A 21,108-nucleotide genomic window follows, 5' to 3' on the forward strand; every position below is an offset into this window, starting at 1 on the left:
TTGTAACAGAAAGTTTGAAAGCGGTTAAAGTATTTTATCACTGCAAAAACAAAACACTACTTTAGTAAGAGCGGCGTGTCACAAAATGAGCGATATCGCGGAGCGTTTTTTTCGTTTTGACATCTGGCAGTAAGTCCAGCGCGTTCAGCGCTTTCTTAATATATCGGTCAGCGAGAATTTCCGCTTTAGTGATTCCTTCACTTTTTTTAATCATATCCACCGCTTTACGCGCATCTCCTTGCCCATCCCCGGCCTGAATACGGCCGATTTCAGCCAGCAGATCGTCACGCAGTTCGGGCTGCTTGAGCGCATAAATCACCGGAAGCGTAATATTCCCCTGTCTCATATCGCTGCCCGGCGGCTTGCCAATCTTTTTTTCCGTACCGCATAGATCGAGCAAGTCATCCTGAATTTGAAAAGCCATCCCTACGTTATAGCCATAGCTGTACAGCAGGGAATTGACTCTTTCCCGTGCCCCCGCAGCCATAGCGCCCAATTGGCAGCTAACCGCAATCAGCAATGCGGTTTTACGCCGTATGCGCAGCAAATAATTACGCACACTTTGATCCACATTAAAAAAATCGCGGATTTGTTCCATTTCACCAATGGACATCTGCACCAGCGCCTTGGACAGCACCCGGTGAATATCCGGACTCGGCAATTCGGCAACCATAGACAGCGCTCGTGCATATATGTAGTCTCCCGTGTACATCGCCACCCGATTGTCCCATTTGGACTTCACAGTGGGTTGACCACGTCTCATTTCAGCATCGTCAATTACGTCATCGTGAACGAGAGAGGCCGAATGAATCAATTCGAGTGGTACTGCTATGTGTTTGAGCTTGTCCAGATCGTATTCTCCAAACTTGCCTCCCAGCAATACAAACACTGGACGTAAACGTTTGCCTCCTGCTTTAAGCAGATGGAGCGACGTATCATTAATCAACGGCTCCGAGCTGTCAATGCTGCGATACAGCTCTTCTTCTATGAAGTTCATATCCTTCTTTAATAAACCGAACAAATCCAATCGTTTCATTCTTTCACCCGTGTCAGCGTATTGTCACTCCAGAGAAGCGGCTTCACTTGCCGGTCAAGCAGCCCCAATTCATGCGCATACTGAAAATAAAGCTCTAAGCCTCTTTGTTCCTTCTCTCCAAAATCATAACACAGATTAGTAAAGTAGCGCTCCCAATAATCTCGCAGGCCGCCAATTTCGTTGCAAGCCTCAGAGACAACAGGCGTCAGATCAGCCAAGCTGCGCTGTTTGCTTGCACGAAACGCATTTGTAATTTCAACTAATGCATCGTGATTCTCAGCAGCAACTGCACGGCGCACCGCCCATACGGCAAAGGTCATGCTGTGTCCAGTCCAGCGTTTCCACTCTTCGCCCAGATCCGTTACATACAGACCTTCACTCCGCCAAGAAGCTTTGATCGCGTGATCTCCAATCAGTAGTCCTGCATCTGCCTGACTCAGCATTAAATCCAGATCCGGTTCACAGTCAAAATAGGAGGGCTGGCCTTCCCATGCCTTTTGCATCAGAATTTTCAGCAAATTCACGGATGTAGCAGACGTATTCGTCAATGCAATCGTTCCGTTTTTGATTTCGTTCAGCGGCTTGCGTGAAAACAATAATATGGATTGCACAGGACCGTCGGCACTAACGGATAAATCAGGCAACAGCAGCATCTCCTCCGCACCCGATGCATATGCAAAAGACGACATCGCGCTAATATCCAGACTTCCATTCAGCATACCCCGATTCAATTCAGCCGGGACTTTAGTAATCAGCTCTGCCTGATGCAGAAGCTCTGAAGAATTAAAATAATGAAAAATGGGCCAAGCATTTGTATATTTAATTTTTCCGATTGTGGTCGTCTTGTTGTCCGGTATTGGCATCGGAATCCCCCCATCTCATAAACAATTGATGTTCGATACGCAAGCTGTCTAATACTTTGCCTACGAGGAACAATACAATGTCATCCAGCGTCTTCGGATGAAAGTAAAAGGCCGGCATGGCCGGAATCATTTTGACGCCGAGTCTCGCAAGTTTAAGCATATTCTCCAAGTGAATGGCATGAAGCGGTGTTTCACGAGGCACAAGGATCAGCGGACGCCCCTCCTTTATCATGACGTCTGCTGCACGTGCCATCAAATTATCGGACGAACCGTGTGCTACCGCAGACAGCGTTCCCATGGAGCATGGCATAATGATCATCGCATCTACAAGATAGGAGCCGCTCGCAATTGAAGCTCCGATATCTGTGAATGAATGGTATACAAGAGAACCGGGACGGCCTCCGAATTGTTCATTCAAAGCCCCCTCCCGGTCAGTCACGTTCCAGCCCAATTCCTCTTTCAGTACCCGCCAGCCGGCATTGGAAACAATCAGGTGAACTGTGTATTGCAAGTCCAGCAATGTTTCCACCAGTCGTACACCATAAATGCTTCCGCTCGCGCCTGTAATGCCGATAACAATCCGTTTTCCTTGATGACTGCTCGCCTGATTCAGATTCATTAGTATTAACGCACCACCAAATCAACCAGTGTAAAAACAAATACGACCATGCTAAGCGCACCGTTCATCGTGAAGAACGCCGTCTGCAAACGACTCAGATCTTTTGGAGATACAATATAATGCTCATAAAATAAAATAATGTACGAAATAATCATTCCTGCCAGATACCACCAGCTTAAATCTGCAATAAAGAAAAGTACAATAAATCCGATTGCCGTAATGACATGGAATGCCCGGGCAATGTTGAGTGCACCTGCTATACCAAAGCGGGCAGGAATGGAATAAACACCCTCGTTCTGGTCAAAATCAATGTCCTGACAAGCATAAATCACATCAAAGCCTGCCGTCCAAAATGCAATGGTGAGGTACAATACGATCGAGATCCAATCGATCTGTCCTGTTACCGCAACCCACGCACCCAGCGGCGCTAAGCCAATCGTCAGCCCCAGCACAACATGACAAAGCCAGGTGAAGCGCTTGGTGTAAGAGTAAAAAACAAGCATAAAAAAGGCCAGCGGGAACAGCTTGAACGCCAGCGGACTTAATTTGAATGATGCCCAGAATAATAACAACAAGCTGATGATAATGAAAATAACCACTTCACTCGATTTGAGCAGTCCTGCCGGGATAGCGCGTCCTGCTGTACGTGGATTTTTCCCGTCAATCACACGGTCAATCATGCGGTTGAAGCCAAAGGCCGCACTGCGTGCGCCAACCATAGCCAGTAAAATCCAACCAATTTGCGGCCATGAGGGGAGGCTGCCTGTCACGACAACCGACCCCAATACAGCCCCCATAAATGCAAATGGGAGCGCAAATAACGTATGTTCAATTTTAATCATTTCCAAAAAAATAGCAATTTTCTTAAACATGCTGACTCTCCTTGATTCCAATATGCAATGCCGCGATGCCTCCGGTGAGAGAATGAGCCTGTACATCCTTTAATCCGATTTCGCGGAAGATGTTAGCCAGCTCATCCCTTCCTGGAAAAAGCGCCAACGAATCAGGGAGCCATTTGTATTGCTCATAACGTTTGGCGAACAATTTGCCGAGCATGGGCAAGATGTGTTGAAAATATGTGTAGTAAATCCCCTTGAACGGCTGCCAGGTAGGCTTGGACAGTTCCAGACAAACGACCTGTCCGCCAGGTTTGACGACTCGTTGCATTTCCTGTAGTACACGGTGCAGATCAGGCACGTTGCGCAGACCGAAACCAATCGTCGCATAATCAAACGAATTGTCTGCAAAAGGCAGTTCCATCGCGTTGCCCTGAACGAGTTTGATTTGCTTTTCACGGGATTCTGATCTAATCTTGCGCTCGCCTACATTAAGCATGTTCTGACTAAAATCCAGTCCCACGATGTGACCACTTTCACTTGCATGCGCCATCGCAAGCGTCCAGTCACATGTCCCACAGCAAAGATCGATTGCCGTATCCCCGTGATGCATGTTCATTTTTTTCATCGTAAATTTTCGCCAAGCCTTGTGTCTGCGAAAGCTCAGTATATCGTTCATCAAGTCGTATTTGCCTGCTATACTTTCAAACACGCCATGAACGAATTGCTCTTTCGGCTTGGTGTCGCTTGCTCCCATGACGTTCACCTAACCTTCCCTCACAACCGGGTGCGGACTATTCAGCAGCTTCAGGAAAGGTTCCAGCGTGCGTTCAATTTCCTCGATCCCCGTATTTTGATCATCAGACAGAATTTGCCGGATGTGCATAACAGCCGTGCGAAGCTTGTCCAGTATCGCATCCTCGGCCTTGTACTTCAGAACAAGATTACGCCATGCTTCAATATCAGTACCACTCTCTGAAAGCAGCGCCTGCTCGTTCTGGTCCCCGTTACTGTATACATGCCAGAACATATATCCGAAACGGGATTTGTCCGGTTCTGCTCGCTTGTCCCATTCCTCCACCAGCATATCACAGAGGGCGAATTCGTGGAGAAGCTGCTCCCAAATTTCCCGATCCTGTTCTGCTACAAGTGAAGTTAGAGATAAAAAAAGTTCCTTTTTAAGACGAAGCATCTGAGATAAATACTGAGCCGCATCCAGGCGGAAATGCTTCATCGCCCAATACAGGCTCATCTTACCGGCATTGACCTCACATACGGCATCACTCAGCTTTGAAATGGTCGCAATGCGGCCTGCCAATGCAAGCAGCTGATAAAAGCGGCTGCTAAAATAATCCCCGGCCAACACTTTCAGCTGTCTGGAACGCATCTCCTCCGGACTTCGAATACCGGATAAAGTATCGATCATATCATGCGTATCCAGCCCCATCTGCAAAAGCGAGGTGACCAATGCGTACAGCTCATCCTCGCTGGCATGCAGCTCCTGCATATTCCGGTTCAAAAACACAAATAGCAAGCGGGTACGGCTGTCAGGAAAAGCCGGCATTTCCGTATGTTGTTGAATCATGTCGTGTTCCACATATTTCCTTGCTAATTGGGGTACGCGATACGGTTTCATCCTAAGCCTCCGAGCCATGACTTTCTGGTGTATCAAATAATTGCAATGCCTTATATTATATCACAATTTAAAATGATTCGCGACTAAAGTACCGTAGGTCCAACGCAGAAATATCTAATCTATATATACACCGTCAAACCTCTTTTGCCACATGGGTGTAACTGTAATGCGGAAACGGGATTTCAGTTGCTCCGGTAATTCTGCGCCTTCGTGGCTTCTCAGCTGTTCCAGCGCTTCGTTCGTCCACTCATTCCGGCGTATATCGGATGCCAGCAGCAAATGGCGTTCACCCGACCATTTGTCCTGCGTCACCACACGGAGCAGCAATTGCTGTACATTCGTCGTTCCGTAAAAGCTAAAGGCAACAAGCTCCGCCATATTTTGATAAATCTCCAGCGGTGCAGTTTCTTCTTTTGACAGCTTTACATCCAGGGTCAGGACTGAATGTTCCCAGCTTACCCTGGCGATCGGTGTTGTCAAAGGAAGCTCCTTGAGCGTATCCACCAGATTGTCATCGGTCAGCCGCACTCGCTGCTGAGGCGATATCGCCGCCTGGGTCTCACGGACAGTCGCGGTCCCCGAATCCAGCATATGTAAAGAGGGCAGCAATATTGCTGCCGCAGCGGTTATGAGAATCGAGCTGCCGAGTACAATCCAAGGTTTCATCCGAACCTCCCCTGACCCCTACCCCATAATAGGAACTTGCTACGGTAAAGGTCCTCACTCTCATTGTACAACAAAAAAAAGCAGGCTATGCCTGCATTTTAATCCTCTGTATCCACAACTCCATGTTTGGTCATCACTACGGCTTTACCGCGAACTTTAATAGCAGAGGTATGATCCGTAAACTGGACGATCAGCACCTCGCCCTTGTCCAATTTTTCTGAATGATGCAAGCGTGTATCTTGGCCTCTGGTCAGACCAAAAACCTGACATCCGCTGCTTTTTGCTTTAATTACGACGTACTCACTATTGCCTGTCACATTATCTTCCATTTCTTTTCCCCCCTGAGAGCCGAAGCTATACTTTTTATGATGGAGATTTGAGCTCGTTTTGTCAACTGTATGCCTCCGGCGTTACTTGCAACAATTAGCGTATCACGAGCCATACTATCCGTGCAGCCTCATATGTTAACGAAAGGAGCAAATCTGATGAAAAACTATCTTCCGGCCAATCTCAGTCCTGCCCAAATCGAGCGACTCCAACAGCTGGAGCAAGAATTCGCCGAGCTGACAGGTGAACCACTGGTCCTGATCGCATATGCCTCGCGGAACGACAAGACAGCTTCCTCTTCTTCTGTCCAAAGTACCTCTACCCTGAAGTAAATCTATCCTGAAGTAGGCAGGACAAAAAGAAAAGGCCGTGAATCAAATTCACGGTCTTTCCAGCGCAATGGGAATATGTAAGAAATCTTATTTAATTCCGTCCTTGAGCGCTTTACCCGGTTTAAATGCCGGAATTTTGCTCGCAGGGATTTCGATTTCTTCTCCTGTTTGCGGGTTACGTCCTTTACGTGCGGAACGTTCACGAACCTCAAAGTTTCCGAAACCTACCAGTTGTACCTTGTCCCCATTTTGCAGCGCTCCGGAGATCGCCTCAAATACAGCGTCAATGGCTTTGGTTACGTCCTTTTTGGACAGTTCAGTGCTTTCAGAAACCTGATTGATCAAATCCGTTTTATTCATAATTTTCACCTCCTAATTCAAGTGTAGTCCAGCATTAAGGTTATCGGTGCAATAGACCGAACGAACGCCTGTATAAAATAACGCGGGCGGCATGCTGCCTTCCATAATGTTATCATCTGTTTCCGTTTCGTCGTTAAATATACATAGAATATACCTAACCTCCGCAATATAGGCCGAAACTGGCGTTTAATGGCACCCTTCTTGCGTGGAACAAGGTTTATAGTAATACAGTCCACAGACAATTTCAAGTACGGCGACGGTTTAACACGTAAAAAGTAACGGCCAACGCGAGCACCAGCACGACGCCCTTGACGATATCATGAGCAAAATATTGCACATTCATCATCGTCAGTCCATTGACCAATACCCCGATCAGCACCGCACCAATAAAAGTACCGATGACATTAGGTTTACCGGCTCCAAAGACCGAAAAACCAACGAAAACTGCAGCGACTGCCTCCATAAGTAATGGAGAGCCTGCATCAATTTGACCGGAGCCTACACGGGAAGCATACAATATACCGGCTATTGCCGCAAATACGCCCGAAGCCACGTAGGCTAGTGTACGGACTTTTTTTACCCGTATGCCTGACAAACGAGCGGCTTCTTCATTGCCTCCAGTCACATACATTTGACGCCCATGCTTCGTGTAAGTCAAGAAAATATGCACCGCCACCACAGCCAACAGCAGCAAAATAACTGAAATCGGAATGCCAAGCCATTTTCCTTGCCCCAATAGAAGAAATGCAGGAGATATCTCTCCCGGCGCCTTACTGCCGTCAGGAAACTGCATATGGTTGTAAATGGTGTAACCTTGTGCATACGTTTTATGAATCCCACTTACAATATACATGATTGCAAGGGTTGCCAGCAAATCGGGAATACGCAGCTTAATAATCAGCAATGAATTCAGTAGTCCAACCAAAGCTCCGACAACCAAGGACACTACGATAACCACGGCCACGGGCTGTTCATACCAAACCATCAAAGAAGCTGAAACTACCGTCGTCAAAGATACCGTAGCTCCAACCGACAGGTCAAAACCGTCCACAATAAGTGACAACGTTACACCAATAGCGACGAAAGTCACAATCGCAATAGAGCCAAGAATGTCCATCAAATTATCATACGTCCAAAAATAGGGCAATGTGACTGAAAAAAACGCCAACACACCAATAATGACGACTACAGCACCATAACGAAATGAGACATTTAACCATTTTTCCTTCATGAAAGCACCTCTTCACCGCCGCTAGCATACAACAGGAGCTGTTCCTGTTCCACTTCGCCCCGCGTAAATTCCTTAATTATTTTGCCATCATACATCACTGCAATCCGATCCCCAATGCCGATCCCTTCAGCAAATTCACAGGTGAGATAAATGATTGCTTTACCTTGCGCCGCCAATTCACCAATGATACGGAAAATATCGCTTTTTGCCCCAATATCCACACCCTTGGTCGGCTCGTCAAAAACAAACACATCCGCTCCGGAATGCAGCCATTTTCCAATCGCTACCTTTTGCTGGTTCCCGCCGCTCAAGTATTTAACATTCTGGCGCAGAGATGGTGTCTTAATGCCAAGAGATGCGACAACCTTATTACCGTTAGCACGTTCTTTTGCTCGAGAGATGAAACCAAGAACACTGAGCTTGCCCAAGAGTGGGAGACTAAGGTTTCGCTCGACATTCTCCTCGATCAGTACTCCCTGCTTCCGCCGTTCCTCGGGTATTGACACAATCCCTTGTACTACCGCATCCGCAGGCTCTCTCAAACGAATGGAACGACCTTTAAAGACTAGCTCCCCCTGATCGGGTCTGTCTGCCCCTGTAAGAAGCCGTGACAGCTCCGTCTTGCCTGCACCGACCAAACCCACAATAGACAAAATTTCTCCACGTCTGACCTGCAAATCAACGCCGTGAACTCGTAACCCCTTGCGAAGCCCTCTCGCTTCCAATATCGTTTCCCCAACAGGACTCTCAGTTTTCGGAAACTCCTCTTCAAATGTTTTCCCCAGCATATGCGTAACAATGTCTCCTACACTTAAATCAGAGGCAGAGCCCGTGAACACTCGCTCACCGTCACGCATCACCGTCACACGGTCACTGTGCTCGATAACCTCCGGCAACCGATGCGTGATCAGGATGCATGCAACCCCCTCATCCTTGAGGGTATGGATCGTGCGGAACAAACGACGCGTTTCTTCCTCGCTGAGTGGTGCTGTTGGCTCATCAAAAATGATCGTCTTCGCCTGCTGTGTCAAAATACGTGCGATGAGTACAAGCTGCTTTTCTGCCAACGTTAATTCAGACACGTATTGCCGTACATCAATATCAGCTTCCAGCCGTGCCAGCGCCTCACGCGCTCGTCTGTACATAGAGCCCGGCGCGGTCCACCATCGTCCTTCAGGTGCTGACAAATCGTCTAAAATAATGTTCTCAGCGACGCTTGACTGCGGCACAAGCGCCGAATCGACCTCCTGATACACACAGTGAATCCCGGCTCTTTTGGCCTCCCACGGTGAGTTAATGCTCAGTTCCTTGCCACCAGCTACGATGGTTCCCTGATCGGAACGATATGCGCCGGACAATATTTTCATCAATGTGCTTTTGCCTGCCCCGTTAGCACCTAACAGAGCGTGAATCTCGCCGCCATGCACTGTAAAATCCACGGCTCGCAGCGCATCCACACCAGCAAACTGCTTGCTGATTCTCTTCATCTCGAGCGTATATACTTGTGAACTCATTACTCATAGCAACCCCCTTACGCCTGCTTATGATAAAAGCGCGCCGAAGCGCGCCTGTGCATGATGCTTACATTTTATTTGGACGTTTCATATTCCTTCATCCAATCCTTATAGCCCTGCTCGCTTTGGCCCCATCCCTTCACATATTGAGACAGCTCGGATGTGGAAATTTGCTTATCTGGCAGTGCTTCGCGCTGCACATATACAGCCTTCAGTACCACTTTCTCCTCCGGGTTATCCCCATGCAGCTTCTGATAAGCGTAGCGTACTTGTACCCGCCCGATATCTGTTGGATCTACGGCTGCCGAAGCCACCCAAGGGTTTTTCGGGTCCTGAATCATTTGCAGATCCTCGTCGCTCATATCAATACCATAGACTTTAATTTCCGTACGTCCCGCTTGTTGGATGGCACGGGCTGCACCTTTGGCAAATTCATCCCATGCAGCCCATACTGCTGTAATTTGGCCCTTAGGATATTGCTTCAATATAGCCTCCATCTTCGCTTGTGTGTCCAAAGCAGGATTCTGCGCCGAACCAAAAGTCGCAATTTCTTTTATATCCGGATTAGCTTTCAAAAATGCATCGTAAGCAATCTGACGGCGTTCCATCGGTGCAAATCCGGCAACCCATACTTTGACGATGTTGCCTTTGCCGCCAATATCCTTTTTCATTTGCTCCAGCGTCAGCTCAGCCATGCTTTGATCATCCTGCGAGAGCACTACCGCACCTGGAACGTTGACGGCAGCATCGAACACGATAACCGGAATATTGCGAGAGATTGCTTTTTTCAGTCCTGGCTCCAGCAGGGCATCACCATGATCGGTTAAAATCACATCAAACTGCTGATTAATCGCGCTATCCAGCAAGGAGGCCATTTTAGCCTTATCGTTATCTGCTACAAACTTAGTCAGTGTTCCGCCAAATTTCTTAACTTCCTCTTCCACACCTTGAACATACTGCTGCGAGAATGTGCCCGTGTTAAACTCCATAATCAGCGCAACACGTTTACCTTTTAGATTTGAACTGCCCGTTTTTCCGTCTGCTGCACTTGATTCCGCAGTGCTTGTCCCTTGAGCGCCGCTCTCTGTTTTCGGTACACCGCATGCAGTGACCAGCAAAACCAGCACCAGCAGCATCATGGCCCCCAGTCCTAGCTTTTTGTTTCTTTGCAGCTCTTTTTGGATATTCATAATTTCATTTCCCCCTCGTTCCATCCACAAAATGATTCAAATTTGATATTTAATATATCGCGTTAAACCAAGTATGTAAATAGGTTTTATGAATATAAAAATATTTTCCGAGTTTATATAACAAAACAACCGTTCCCCGATTGAATACCGGAAAGCGGTTGCTGTAAAACGTGGTCTTTTTAGTACTGTCTACTTTGTCATTTTCAAAATGGAGTAGCTCACATCTAATTTATATGGAGCACTGCTTTACCGGAAAACTTCCGCTCGATCAGTTGTTGGGCAAGGTTTCCAATTTTCTTCCAGGATGCCTCCACTTCAATCCTAGGTACTAACTGGCCTTTTGAAACAAGTTCGCCCAATAATTTTAGATCTTCCGCCGGCGAATAGCGATTGATCTCCTCTCCTAGAAAAAAGCTATACAAGGTTCTACCGCCTAACCCCCTGATATTGATCGTTGCGTAAGGTGAGGACGAATGTCCCATGGATACACATATCCCCTCTGGTCCAAGCTGAGGCAGTAAGGCAGCTAGTGTATCACCACCTACTGAATCTATAATTAAATGATATGGTCCAAAGGTATCGACCGATGAAATCGCCGGATCTCCAACGATAACTTCATTAGCACCAGCTTCCTGAACAAGTAAGGCTTTCTCCTCTGTTCTGGCTATACCTACTGTAAAAGCTCCGGATTGCGCAGCCAGCTGATGTGCGAAAAGGCCAACTCCGCCAGTCGAGCCAGTGATCAATACTCGCTTACCAAGCAGCATTCCTCCTTTTCTAAGCGTATAGAGTGCCGACAGGCCGGCTACCGGTAAAGTAGCGGTCTCGGCAAAGGTAATATCATCAGGAATTTCGGCCAGTAATGAGGTAGGGGCGGCAACTTGTTCTGCCCATGCTCCCATCGGGAGAAGGCCAACGACGCGGCTTCCTTGTTTCGGACCAGTGCCATTTTGGGCCTGCTCGATGACGACCCCGGCAAAATCCCAGCCCGGCCTCATCTGCTTTTTATTATCCATTGCATCTGATATTTCACCCCGATTAAGAGAAAAAGCCTGTACTTGAACGATCGCTTCCCAAGGCTGGGCTTGTGGAGCAACAACTTCCTTTATACTGAAAAATTCTGAAGCAAACGGATCTGTTACAATTGCACGAATCATATAATCTCCTCCATAAGTGTAATTGAGAGCTTTTTGTAAAATAGCTCCCTTTTTCACAATGTAGTATACTGTGGTGGATCACCTGCACCAAGTGTAGAGCTACACCTCATTAATGTGAAAAGGATTGAAAAAGATGACCGTGCATAAGGACGAGAACTTCCAGTATAAAACGTTAAAAATCGTATTGGGAGAAATTGAAGCTGTTCGCATGAAACGTCAACGGGAATATGCTGATCAATCTCACCCGCTGTTGAAACGGTTTACTCAGCAGGAGCTTAATGATGAGGCATGTCCTACGTATAAAAATCTTTTGGTTGGACGTTCGCGTCGAGTGCCGGATCGTCAAACGATTATCCAAATTGCTGAATATCTGGAGTGCAATTCCGATGAGCGCAACGATCTGCTCCTGGCCGCTGAGTATCTTCCGATCCATCACGAATTGGAAGGACGGTCTCTGGAGCTGGCACTGGAGCATGCGCAACAGATCATGAGTAATTTGCCGTTTCCGGCAATGATCGTCACCCATACCTTAGATATCAAGGGGTTAAATGAGCCATTTCGCCATTTATTCGACATCCCCTTCGATTCTTTTATGAATGACAAATTGAATATGGCTGATTTTCATTTTAATCGGGATTTGCCCATTCGTCCCCGTTCTACCTTCGATACGGCGTCGCTCGAACAGTGGGAGTCACATGCCATTTACGGTATACAAGCTTTCAAAAGAAATAACATGTATTCCCGCTATGATCACTGGTATAAAAAGTTATTTAATAGATTTCAGAAATACGACGATATTAATAAGTATTGGAATAAGCAGCCAAAGGATTTGGCAGACGAAGTTGAGCAATCGAAGACCATTTTGGCCAGAAGGGATACCTCAGGGGAGTTAGTCCCCATCCGCTACAAGCAAATTCATCTTTCTGTTAGCAGCCGCATGTATCCTGGGATTGAAGTTTACTTGCCAGTTGACGATCCTGCACACAGAGTATTTGAATACCTGGGGTGTCCTGCCGAGTGTCAGAACTACGCTGTCAATCAATAGTCAGTGGTTCTTGAGCGATAAAACTCATTTCAGTCGTATCGTTGCAATAGCAACCCTATTCTGCCAAAGGGGAATATTAGTTCAATAAAACAGCGGCAGCCTGGGACTTTACTTCCTCGTCCGCAGCTACCGCTGTCTCATTTTTTGTGGGTCAATCTAAACCTTTATTTTCTTGCATTTTTTTCATTTGATTACGCTTAAAGAATAATAGCAATGAGACCGCCGGAGCCTTCGTTGATAATGCGACCCAGCGTTTCCTGCAGCTTGTAGCGTGCATTGTCCGGCATCATGGCGATCTTGCCCTGAATGCCTTCACGTACAATGGAATGCAGCGAACGTCCGAAAATATCTGAGTCCCAAATTTTGATCGGATCATTTTCAAAATCCTGCATCAGATAGCGCATAAGCTCCTCACTTTGCTTCTCTGTACCGATAATCGGAGCAAATTCTGATTCCACATCGACACGGATCATGTGAATGGAAGGCGCAGTCGCCTTGAGCCGCACCCCAAACCTCGTACCCTGGCGAATCAACTGTGGTTCGTCTAACGCCATCTCGGCCAGTGACGGAGCGGCTATGCCATATCCCGTTGTCTTGACCATTTCCAGCGCCTCAGCGAAGCGGTCATATTCCCGTTTGGCATGGGCAAAATCCTGCATCATTTGCAACAAATGATCCTTGCCACGAATCTCCACCCCTACAACTTCAACCAAAATCTGATCGTACAGCTCATCCGGCGCATACAAATCAATTTCAGCTACGCCCTGCCCCATATTCATCCCGCTCAAACCGGCCCTGTCGATAAATTCATATTCCATAAACTGACCGACCACCCGATCTACATCACGCAGGCGTCGGATATCTTTAACCGTATCGCGAACGGAATTTTCATAATTGCTGCGAAGCCAATGATCTTCGTTCAGTACCATGACCCAGCTCGGCAGGTTCACATTTACCTCATGCACCGGAAATTCATACAATACTTCACGAAGTACGCCTGTAACATCATCCTCTGTCATTGTCGCTGCGCTGAGTGTCATGACCGGAATATCGTACTTGGCAGCCAGCTCACTGCGAAGCTGAAGTGTTTCATCACTGCGCGGATGCGTGGAGTTAATGACCAGCACGAATGGCTTGCCAACTTCCTTCAACTCCTCAATGACACGCTCCTCTGATTCCACGTAAGAGCTGCGCGGAATTTCAGCAATCGTACCATCTGTCGTGACCACAACACCAAGCGTCGAATGCTCCTGAATAACTTTGCGTGTACCAATTTCCGCTGCTTCCTGAAATGGAATCGGCTCTTCGAACCATGGTGTGGAGATCATCCTCGGACCATTTTCATCCTCGTAGCCCTTCGCGCCTTCTACTGCGTATCCTACACAGTCGACCAGACGTACATTTACCTCCAGTCCTTCCGTTACTTTGATCTGGACGGCATTATTCGGTACGAATTTAGGCTCCGTCGTCATGATCGTCTTTCCTGCCGCGCTTTGCGGCAGCTCATCTACGGCGCGGGCACGATCCGCCTCACTTGTAATGTTTGGCAGAACAATTGTCTCCATAAACCGCTTGATAAACGTTGATTTTCCTGTTCGGACTGCGCCAACGACCCCAAGATAAATGTCTCCTCCGGTGCGTTCGGCAATGTCTTTAAAAATGTCCACTTTCTCCAATGAAATCCCCTCCTCAAAAGTCTCCGAAGGAAAAATGCTTAAAGAGCATCCGCTTCGTGTTCAACCAACTGCTTGATCCCAGATGCGGCAGAACAGCCTTTAAAATGCCCGGAAGTCGTCCGCCGCCGAGATTCAGGAGACTGATGGAATCGGCGAAACGGCGTAAACTCGTACATGCATTTGGACTGATACCATCATATGTATCCCCTCCGTAAAATATGTTCAATTTTTTGAAAAAATAGAGCAGGCCACAGCCATCATTGCAAAAACAATATTTTACGTTTGGGTCCACTCACCTAATATATGCGGAGAGGGGGTTCCCCATGACTTCGGCGCCACGCGCCATATAAAAAAGGATGTTCTCCTGACCGCTTTGTAAGCGTCGGATAACATCCTTTGTTGTAATTGATACTCCATAATCTTTTAACCCCACTAATTCTTGGCCATTAAATTCCATTTTATAAATATCTGGCTTAGATGTAGTTTTCATAATAGCCCCCCCCCAAAGATAAAAATGTATTATTACCACAGTTCGTCATCCATCGCTTGGCGCTCCAGTTGCCGCCTGATAGCAGCCTTAAGCCTATCCTCCGGTATCGTAGCCTCTACATCACCTTGAGCACGAGCCTGACAGGACAATCGTATGCCTTCCTCCAATAAAGGTCCCAGCTTACGCTGCTCTGCATCATTGGGACGGCCTGCGAATGCAGCCCATTCCGGTGATATATGTACCTTACACATGAGGCAGGCCGCTTTTCCGTCACAGCGAGTGGGAATATATACACCTGCTTTACGGGCAGCCTGGAGCAATGTCGTACCCTGACCAACCCGTACGCGCCTGCCTGACGGCTTGAACGTAATCTTCACATTCATGAACGGTCTCTCCCTTCGTCTTTCCTCTTAGCATACGAAGCTTATACATCATGTCCCATCCGGATGATGGAATGCAACTCTGGCCAAGGCAAAAGCTCTACCAGCCTGTCCAACTGCTTCTCTGTCCAAACGTTACTGATCAGCAGCTGTTTGAGTACCACCAGATGACGCTGTGGATCACGCTTCATGACCTCTGCAATTGCTCCATATCGGTCAGGGCGATTTCGCAACAAATTAAATAGCAACTCGTGACTGAGCGGCATCAGATGTAGTGAAGCACGCCCCAAATCAAGCTGGATTCCCGCTGACCAGAGGAGCTTTTCGACCTCCAATCGGTATAACGCTCCGTCACAGAGCACCTCGAATCCCCCCACCAGCTCAACGGGAAATCCCTCCAGCTCATAATGGCTTAGCAATGAAACGTACGAGCCGCTGCGGTCAACCTGCTGTTGGTCTATATTTACACCCGGAGGGTGCGCATGAAGCTGCTTTGCTGCGTGAATATCCGCATAAATATCAATGTCCCGCGGCAGGCGATCCAGCTCAACTCCCTGCACCAATAGTGAACAGCTTCCTCCCAGCATCCACGGAACCGACACCGTTGACCAACGATCAGCCAAGCTACTCAGCGCAGCTGTCAAATCGTGAGGCAGCCCGTTTAATAGCGCCGATGATATGGCCTCTTTCAACATTGTTTCCTCCTTACTGTCTTTCAACCCGTTTCCTATTGGGCATCATTATATCATGTTCGGCATGGTAGTTCGATATTTTGTGCAGTGAAAAGCAAGCGAAAGCCTGCTTCAATATATAAAAAACGTGAACATATAAAAAAAAACCGCGAACCCACCCGGTTCACGGTCAAACCTGACCATTTGCGGCCAACTTTTTATTTTTTCATCATCATTTTCATCAACGCTTCCATATTGGAGGAACTCATTCCGCTCTTTTTGACGGCACTGACAATATCCCTTACTGTATCTTCCGACACCGGAATGTTGGCCATCGCAGATACCTGCTTGATAAGCTGACGCAACTGCGCTTCATTTTGAAGCGTGTCCGCCTTTACCGTGCCTGCCAGCTTTTTCACCGCATTTTCGGATATGTTTTTTCCGCCTTTTTTGTTAATGGCCTTCAACGCTTCTTTCGGAAAGTTTTTACTCACAATCTCCCCTCCTCCGCCATTGCTCAACTCAGTCTATGAATGGTGAAGATGAAAGGTGATTAAGCTTACAAAGGACATGCCTAACGCCTAACTAAAAAGGCTATCTCATTCGTAGAAAAAATCTACTTACGAGACAGCCTTTACTATACTTTTGGGATCACCCAGCCATTATGAATGCCATTGCTCCCAAGTTTGCAGCGGCATAACTTCCATCTCGGTCTTAGGGTCGCGACCCATCAGCGCCTCGACCGCTTTGCGGACGTCGCGTCCTTCGAACAGTACCCCATACAACACTTCTGTGATAGGCATCTGAACACCCAGCTTTTGTGAGATCGCGTATGCCGCCTTTGTTGTGCGAATGCCTTCTACCACCATGCCCATGGATTCCAGCACAGCATCCAGCTGTTGACCCTGTCCCAATAGCGAGCCTGCGCGCCAGTTGCGGCTGTGACGGCTCGTTGCAGTGACAACAAGGTCACCAATACCAGCCAGGCCGGCAAAGGTCAATGGATTAGCGCCCATCTCAACCCCGGCACGAGTAATCTCTGCTAATCCACGCGTCAATAAAGCCGCTTTGGCATTATCACCGAAACCAAGTCCGTCCGACATTCCCGCACCTAGAGCGATAATGTTTTTCAACGCCCCGGACAGCTCTACGCCCAGCAAATCACGGTTGGTATATACCCGAAAATAGGAGTTCATGAACAGCTCCTGCGCAGCCTGTGCAGCTTGCTCATTGGAGGAAGCTACTACGACCGTTGTTGGGCATTTACGCACCACTTCCTCCGCATGACTCGGACCAGACAGCACGGCAATATCACCCTCTGCGATTTCCAGTTCTTCCGAGATCACCGTGGACATACGCTTGAGCGTTTCGGTTTCAAAGCCTTTAATGGCATGCACCACCAACATATCCTTGGCAAAGTGAGCTTTTAGACTACGTGCTACCTGACGAGCGGCAGACGAAGGAGATACGATAATAACAGCTTTAGCACCAGATACGGCAGTCTCCATGTCGGTTGTAGCGGAAATACGATCAGACAAAATGGAGCCGGGTAAATAATGCTCATTCGTATGCTTTTCATTGATTTCAGCTGCTTGCTGCTCATTTCTCGTCCAGACAGAGACATCGTTGTTATTGGTCGCAAGAACGGAAGCCAGGGCTGTCCCCCAGCTACCGGCGACCAGCACAGCTATTTTCTCAGACAAGACGATCTCCTCCTTTAGAGCCAAGCTTATTTTCGTTTCCCCGTACCAGCTTGACGATATTGGTACGGTGTCTCCACACAGCGAACAAGCAAATGACTAGAGCTGTCCAGAAGAACGGCCATTCATATCCAAGCACAAGCAAAATCCATGGGGTCAGAATGACAAAAATCAGTGATCCAAGGGACACATAGCGGGTTATTACGATGGCGAGAATCGCAATGATCCCGGCATATAAAGCGGGAAGCAGGGCCAGCGATGCCAACACACCAATAGCGGTAGCAATCCCTTTTCCTCCGCGAAAGTGAAAATATATCGGCCAGTTATGGCCCGCGATCGCCGCGATTCCGCACAAACCCGGCAACCAAGTAGATTCTCCGCCCAGCCAGTGCCCAATCAGCACCGCAATAACCCCTTTAAGTACATCCAGCAGCAATACCAGAATAGCCGGGCCTTTTCCAAGCACGCGCAGCGTATTCGTCGCACCGGCATTGCCGCTTCCATGCTGGCGAATGTCGATTCCTTTTAATTTTCCATACAGCAAACTAAAGCTGACAGAGCCAAGCAAGTAACTGAGTACGATGGCAACGATCTGTAAAATCAACCTATTCGCTCCTAACCTTCGTCAGACTTGCGCCGTGTAAAGATACGAATTGGAGTCCCCTCAAAATTGAAGGCGGCGCGAATTTTGTTCTCCAGATAACGCTCGTAAGAGAAGTGCATGATTTCCGGATCATTAACGAATACAACCATCGTAGGCGGCTTGACAGCAACCTGGGTCACATAGTTAATGCGCAGACGACGTCCTTTGTCTGTTGGTGGAGGATTGATCGCCACTGCATCGGAAATGACATCATTCAGCAAATGCGTCTGAATACGCATGACATGCTGCTGCGCCACATGCTGCACTACAGGAAGCAGCTTTTGCAAGCGTTGCTTCGTTTTGGCAGACAAGAACACAATCGGAGCATACGTCATGAACAGGAAGTGATCGCGGATTTTAGTTTCAAACTGATGCATCGTTTTATCATCTTTATCCACGACATCCCATTTGTTAACAACAAACAGCGACGCTTTACCCGCCTCATAAGCATAGCCGGCAATGTGCTTATCCTGCTCAATAATACCTTCCTCGCCGTTAATAACAACCAGGACAACATCTGCACGCTCGATAGCACGCATCGCACGCATTACACTATATTTTTCTGTCGTTTCATATACTTTACCGCGTTTACGCATCCCAGCCGTATCAATCAGTACATATTTCTGACCGTCTTTTTCAAAAGGCGTATCAATCGCATCACGTGTCGTGCCTGCAATATCACTAACAATAACCCGTTCTTCTCCCAGAATGGCGTTCACAAGTGAAGATTTGCCAACGTTCGGGCGACCGATCAAAGCGACACGAATAACGTCATCATCATAGTGCTCTTCTTCAAGCTCAGGCAAGTTGGACGTGATTGCATCCAACAGGTCACCTATACCTGTACCATGGCTACCGGAAACGGGGATAGGATCTCCAAATCCATAAGAATAAAACTCGTAAATCAGATCGGCACGATTGAGGTTGTCCACTTTGTTTACCGCTACAATGATCGGTTTACCCGAACGATACAGCATTTGAGCTACCTCTTCATCCGATTGCGTAATTCCTGCTTTCGCATCACTCATGAATACGATAACATCGGCTTCTTCTATTGCCAGTTCAGCTTGCATACGGATGGATTTCAATATGATATCTTCACCATCAATCTCAATACCACCAGTATCGATAATACTGAAGGATTTACCATTCCACTCCGATATACCGTATATACGGTCACGGGTGATTCCGGGTTTATCTTCCACGATGGACAAACGATCCCCGATAATCCGATTAAAAATAGTGGATTTCCCCACATTCGGGCGACCAACGATAGCCACAACGGGTCTTGCCATAAATTCACTCCTCCTGTCATTCTCAGCTCTCATCATAGCAAAAAACATACCTATTGGCGATATCGTCACGTAACAACAATCGGCGAACCCTCTGGGTCCGCCGATGGTGTACGTTATGCTTATTATAAAGTGTATTGATTCAAACTCATTTAAATTTGTTCAGCTTATCGCCAAAGCGTTCGCCAAGCGTAATGCTCAGACCGGAGTTGCTGAGCGAAACGTTCGGATTGTTCAGTTCCTCACGAGGCGCGCGAGCTGCACGTGGCGCTCTTTCTGCTTTTGGAGCAGCTTCAGGAGCTTCTTCAGTTTCTTTAATGCTCAAGCTAACACGTTTTTCGGAAGGATTCATTTCAAGAATCTTAACTTTCACTTCTTGTCCTTCTTCCAGAACCTCTTGTGGAGTTCCGATGTGTTTGTGGGAAATTTGGGAAATATGAACCAAACCTTCCACACCAGGAGCGATTTCAACGAATGCACCGAAGTTAACCAGACGTTTTACAACACCAGTTACGATGTCATTGTTATTAAATTGTCCAGCAGCTGATTCCCAAGGACCAGGCTGTGCAGCTTTCATGCTCAGGCTGATTTTTCCTTTTTCAGGATCTACTTTCAAGACTTTTACTTTTACTTGATCCCCTTCGGAAACAGCATCAGAAGGCTTATCAACATGAGTCCAAGCGATTTCAGATACGTGAACCAAACCGTCCACGCCACCTACGTCAACAAAAGCACCGAACTGAGTCAGACGTTGAACCGTACCTACGATTTCTTGTCCTTCTTTCAGCTCAGCCATTACTTTCTGCTTGTTGGCTTCAAATTCTGCTTCCAGAACGTCTTTTTGGGAAAGGATCACTTTATTGTTTTCGCGATCCAGCTCTTTTACAACAACACGCAATGTGCGGCCTTTGTAATCGCTGAAATCTTCAACGAAATGACGTTCTACCATGGATGCAGGAATGAATCCACGCACACCCACGTCTACTACGATACCGCCTTTAACGACATCGTTTACTACGACTTCAAACACTTCTTTGCTTTCGAACAGCTGCTCCAGCTTTTCCCAAGCATTTTCGCTGTCGATTGCACGTTTGGACAGAACAAGCTTTTCTTTGGCATCATCGATGCTAATGATTCTAGCTTCGACTTCTTGGCCTACTTGTACTGCTTCTTCTGCGTTATCCAAACCAGAAGACAACTCGCGAATTGGAATAACTCCATCGTATTTATATCCAATGCTTACTACCGCTTGGTTATCTTCCAATTTCACGATCGTACCTTTAACGGTGTCACCTTTTTTCAGGGAGACGATTTGATCGAGCTCGTCTTGATTAGCCGCTTCAGCAGCTTCTTGATTTTTAATTTCTTCCGACATGTCAATACCCTCCTCAATTCAAAAAAACCATTTATTTAAACCTGCGCATGGCAGAGTTCAAAACATCAA

General features: G+C 47.3%; 23 protein-coding genes and 1 pseudogene. 2 read left to right on the top strand and 22 right to left on the bottom strand.

Annotated elements, in window-relative coordinates:
• Nucleotides 1-61: 61 nt before the first annotated feature.
• The 8 genes from WG8_RS13855 to mtrB form a co-directional block, all read right to left on the bottom strand.
• The gene (locus tag WG8_RS13855) at nucleotides 62-1,036 is read right to left on the bottom strand and encodes a polyprenyl synthetase family protein (RefSeq protein WP_007430829.1); all 975 of its coding nucleotides are present in this window, start codon (nucleotides 1,034-1,036) and stop codon (nucleotides 62-64) included.
• Nucleotides 1,033-1,899 carry a menaquinone biosynthetic enzyme MqnA/MqnD family protein gene (locus WG8_RS13860; RefSeq protein WP_007430830.1) on the bottom strand — a complete coding sequence of 289 codons (867 nt, stop codon included), beginning with the start codon at nucleotides 1,897-1,899 and terminating at the stop codon, nucleotides 1,033-1,035. Before WG8_RS13860 ends, WG8_RS13855 begins: the two co-directional genes overlap by 4 nt.
• Nucleotides 1,856-2,518, bottom strand: coding sequence for a UbiX family flavin prenyltransferase (locus tag WG8_RS13865; RefSeq protein WP_007430831.1), 663 nt, complete (start codon nucleotides 2,516-2,518; stop codon nucleotides 1,856-1,858). The genes WG8_RS13860 and WG8_RS13865 overlap by 44 nt, the downstream gene beginning before the upstream one ends.
• A gap of 5 nt (nucleotides 2,519-2,523) precedes the next feature.
• Nucleotides 2,524-3,390: a UbiA-like polyprenyltransferase gene (locus tag WG8_RS13870; RefSeq protein ID WP_007430832.1), complete on the bottom strand. Its 867-nt coding sequence runs from the start codon at nucleotides 3,388-3,390 to the stop codon at nucleotides 2,524-2,526.
• On the bottom strand, nucleotides 3,383-4,111 hold the full coding sequence (locus WG8_RS13875) for a demethylmenaquinone methyltransferase (protein ID WP_043891078.1): 729 nt from the start codon (nucleotides 4,109-4,111) through the stop codon (nucleotides 3,383-3,385). Before WG8_RS13875 ends, WG8_RS13870 begins: the two co-directional genes overlap by 8 nt.
• Nucleotides 4,112-4,120: 9 nt before the next feature.
• A complete protein-coding gene (locus WG8_RS13880) occupies nucleotides 4,121-4,990 on the bottom strand; it encodes a heptaprenyl diphosphate synthase component 1 (RefSeq protein ID WP_007430834.1) in 870 nt (289 codons plus the stop codon).
• Between the two features lie 114 nt (nucleotides 4,991-5,104).
• Nucleotides 5,105-5,656, bottom strand: coding sequence for a hypothetical protein (locus tag WG8_RS13885; protein WP_007430835.1), 552 nt, complete (start codon nucleotides 5,654-5,656; stop codon nucleotides 5,105-5,107).
• A 98-nt stretch (nucleotides 5,657-5,754) separates the two neighbouring features.
• Complete coding sequence (mtrB, locus tag WG8_RS13890; protein WP_007430836.1) at nucleotides 5,755-5,985, bottom strand: trp RNA-binding attenuation protein MtrB; 231 nt, start codon at nucleotides 5,983-5,985, stop codon at nucleotides 5,755-5,757.
• Nucleotides 5,986-6,141: 156 nt separating this feature from the next.
• Between mtrB and WG8_RS27420 the strand changes: the two genes are divergently transcribed.
• Nucleotides 6,142-6,315, top strand: coding sequence for a hypothetical protein (locus WG8_RS27420; protein WP_007430837.1), 174 nt, complete (start codon nucleotides 6,142-6,144; stop codon nucleotides 6,313-6,315).
• Nucleotides 6,316-6,402: 87 nt separating this feature from the next.
• On the opposite strand, the gene WG8_RS13895 is transcribed toward WG8_RS27420, so the two are convergent.
• The 5 genes from WG8_RS13895 to WG8_RS13915 all read right to left on the bottom strand — a co-directional run bounded on the left by WG8_RS13895 (nucleotide 6,403) and on the right by WG8_RS13915 (nucleotide 11,767).
• Complete coding sequence (locus WG8_RS13895) at nucleotides 6,403-6,675, bottom strand: HU family DNA-binding protein (protein WP_007430838.1); 273 nt, start codon at nucleotides 6,673-6,675, stop codon at nucleotides 6,403-6,405.
• A gap of 244 nt (nucleotides 6,676-6,919) precedes the next feature.
• Nucleotides 6,920-7,906, bottom strand: coding sequence for an ABC transporter permease (locus WG8_RS13900; protein WP_007430839.1), 987 nt, complete (start codon nucleotides 7,904-7,906; stop codon nucleotides 6,920-6,922).
• Nucleotides 7,903-9,420 (bottom strand): sugar ABC transporter ATP-binding protein, encoded by a 1,518-nt coding sequence (locus tag WG8_RS13905; protein ID WP_007430840.1) that lies wholly within the window; start codon nucleotides 9,418-9,420, stop codon nucleotides 7,903-7,905. The genes WG8_RS13900 and WG8_RS13905 overlap by 4 nt, the downstream gene beginning before the upstream one ends.
• Before the next feature lie 74 nt (nucleotides 9,421-9,494).
• A complete protein-coding gene (locus WG8_RS13910) occupies nucleotides 9,495-10,610 on the bottom strand; it encodes a sugar ABC transporter substrate-binding protein (protein WP_007430841.1) in 1,116 nt (371 codons plus the stop codon).
• 224 nt (nucleotides 10,611-10,834) lie between these two features.
• Entirely contained in the window at nucleotides 10,835-11,767 is a 933-nt protein-coding gene (locus tag WG8_RS13915) for a zinc-binding dehydrogenase (protein ID WP_007430842.1), read from the bottom strand.
• 133 nt (nucleotides 11,768-11,900) lie between these two features.
• Between WG8_RS13915 and WG8_RS13920 the strand changes: the two genes are divergently transcribed.
• Complete coding sequence (locus WG8_RS13920) at nucleotides 11,901-12,812, top strand: MmyB family transcriptional regulator (RefSeq protein WP_007430843.1); 912 nt, start codon at nucleotides 11,901-11,903, stop codon at nucleotides 12,810-12,812.
• Nucleotides 12,813-13,009: 197 nt separating this feature from the next.
• Here WG8_RS13920 and spoIVA read toward each other — a convergent pair whose 3' ends face one another.
• The 9 genes and pseudogenes from spoIVA to rpsA all read right to left on the bottom strand — a co-directional run bounded on the left by spoIVA (nucleotide 13,010) and on the right by rpsA (nucleotide 21,039).
• Nucleotides 13,010-14,488, bottom strand: coding sequence for a stage IV sporulation protein A (gene spoIVA / locus WG8_RS13925; RefSeq protein WP_007430844.1), 1,479 nt, complete (start codon nucleotides 14,486-14,488; stop codon nucleotides 13,010-13,012).
• Between the two features lie 404 nt (nucleotides 14,489-14,892).
• Nucleotides 14,893-14,969, bottom strand: a pseudogene (locus tag WG8_RS27130) (histidine phosphatase family protein); the annotation flags it as partial.
• A 41-nt stretch (nucleotides 14,970-15,010) separates the two neighbouring features.
• Complete coding sequence (locus tag WG8_RS13940) at nucleotides 15,011-15,361, bottom strand: 2Fe-2S iron-sulfur cluster-binding protein (protein ID WP_007430845.1); 351 nt, start codon at nucleotides 15,359-15,361, stop codon at nucleotides 15,011-15,013.
• 41 nt (nucleotides 15,362-15,402) lie between these two features.
• On the bottom strand, nucleotides 15,403-16,053 hold the full coding sequence (locus tag WG8_RS13945; protein ID WP_007430846.1) for a hypothetical protein: 651 nt from the start codon (nucleotides 16,051-16,053) through the stop codon (nucleotides 15,403-15,405).
• A gap of 194 nt (nucleotides 16,054-16,247) precedes the next feature.
• Complete coding sequence (locus WG8_RS13950; protein WP_007430847.1) at nucleotides 16,248-16,523, bottom strand: stage VI sporulation protein F; 276 nt, start codon at nucleotides 16,521-16,523, stop codon at nucleotides 16,248-16,250.
• Nucleotides 16,524-16,691: 168 nt separating this feature from the next.
• A complete protein-coding gene (locus tag WG8_RS13955; RefSeq protein ID WP_007430848.1) occupies nucleotides 16,692-17,732 on the bottom strand; it encodes an NAD(P)H-dependent glycerol-3-phosphate dehydrogenase in 1,041 nt (346 codons plus the stop codon).
• On the bottom strand, nucleotides 17,725-18,333 hold the full coding sequence (gene plsY, locus WG8_RS13960; RefSeq protein WP_007430849.1) for a glycerol-3-phosphate 1-O-acyltransferase PlsY: 609 nt from the start codon (nucleotides 18,331-18,333) through the stop codon (nucleotides 17,725-17,727). The genes WG8_RS13955 and plsY overlap by 8 nt, the downstream gene beginning before the upstream one ends.
• Before the next feature lie 11 nt (nucleotides 18,334-18,344).
• Nucleotides 18,345-19,667 carry a ribosome biogenesis GTPase Der gene (der, locus tag WG8_RS13965; RefSeq protein WP_007430850.1) on the bottom strand — a complete coding sequence of 441 codons (1,323 nt, stop codon included), beginning with the start codon at nucleotides 19,665-19,667 and terminating at the stop codon, nucleotides 18,345-18,347.
• Nucleotides 19,668-19,812: 145 nt separating this feature from the next.
• Nucleotides 19,813-21,039, bottom strand: coding sequence for a 30S ribosomal protein S1 (rpsA, locus tag WG8_RS13970; protein WP_007430851.1), 1,227 nt, complete (start codon nucleotides 21,037-21,039; stop codon nucleotides 19,813-19,815).
• Nucleotides 21,040-21,108: the final 69 nt, after the last annotated feature.

Source organism: Paenibacillus sp. Aloe-11 (assembly GCF_000245715.1).
Taxonomy (GTDB): Bacteria; Bacillota; Bacilli; order Paenibacillales; family Paenibacillaceae; genus Paenibacillus; species Paenibacillus kribbensis.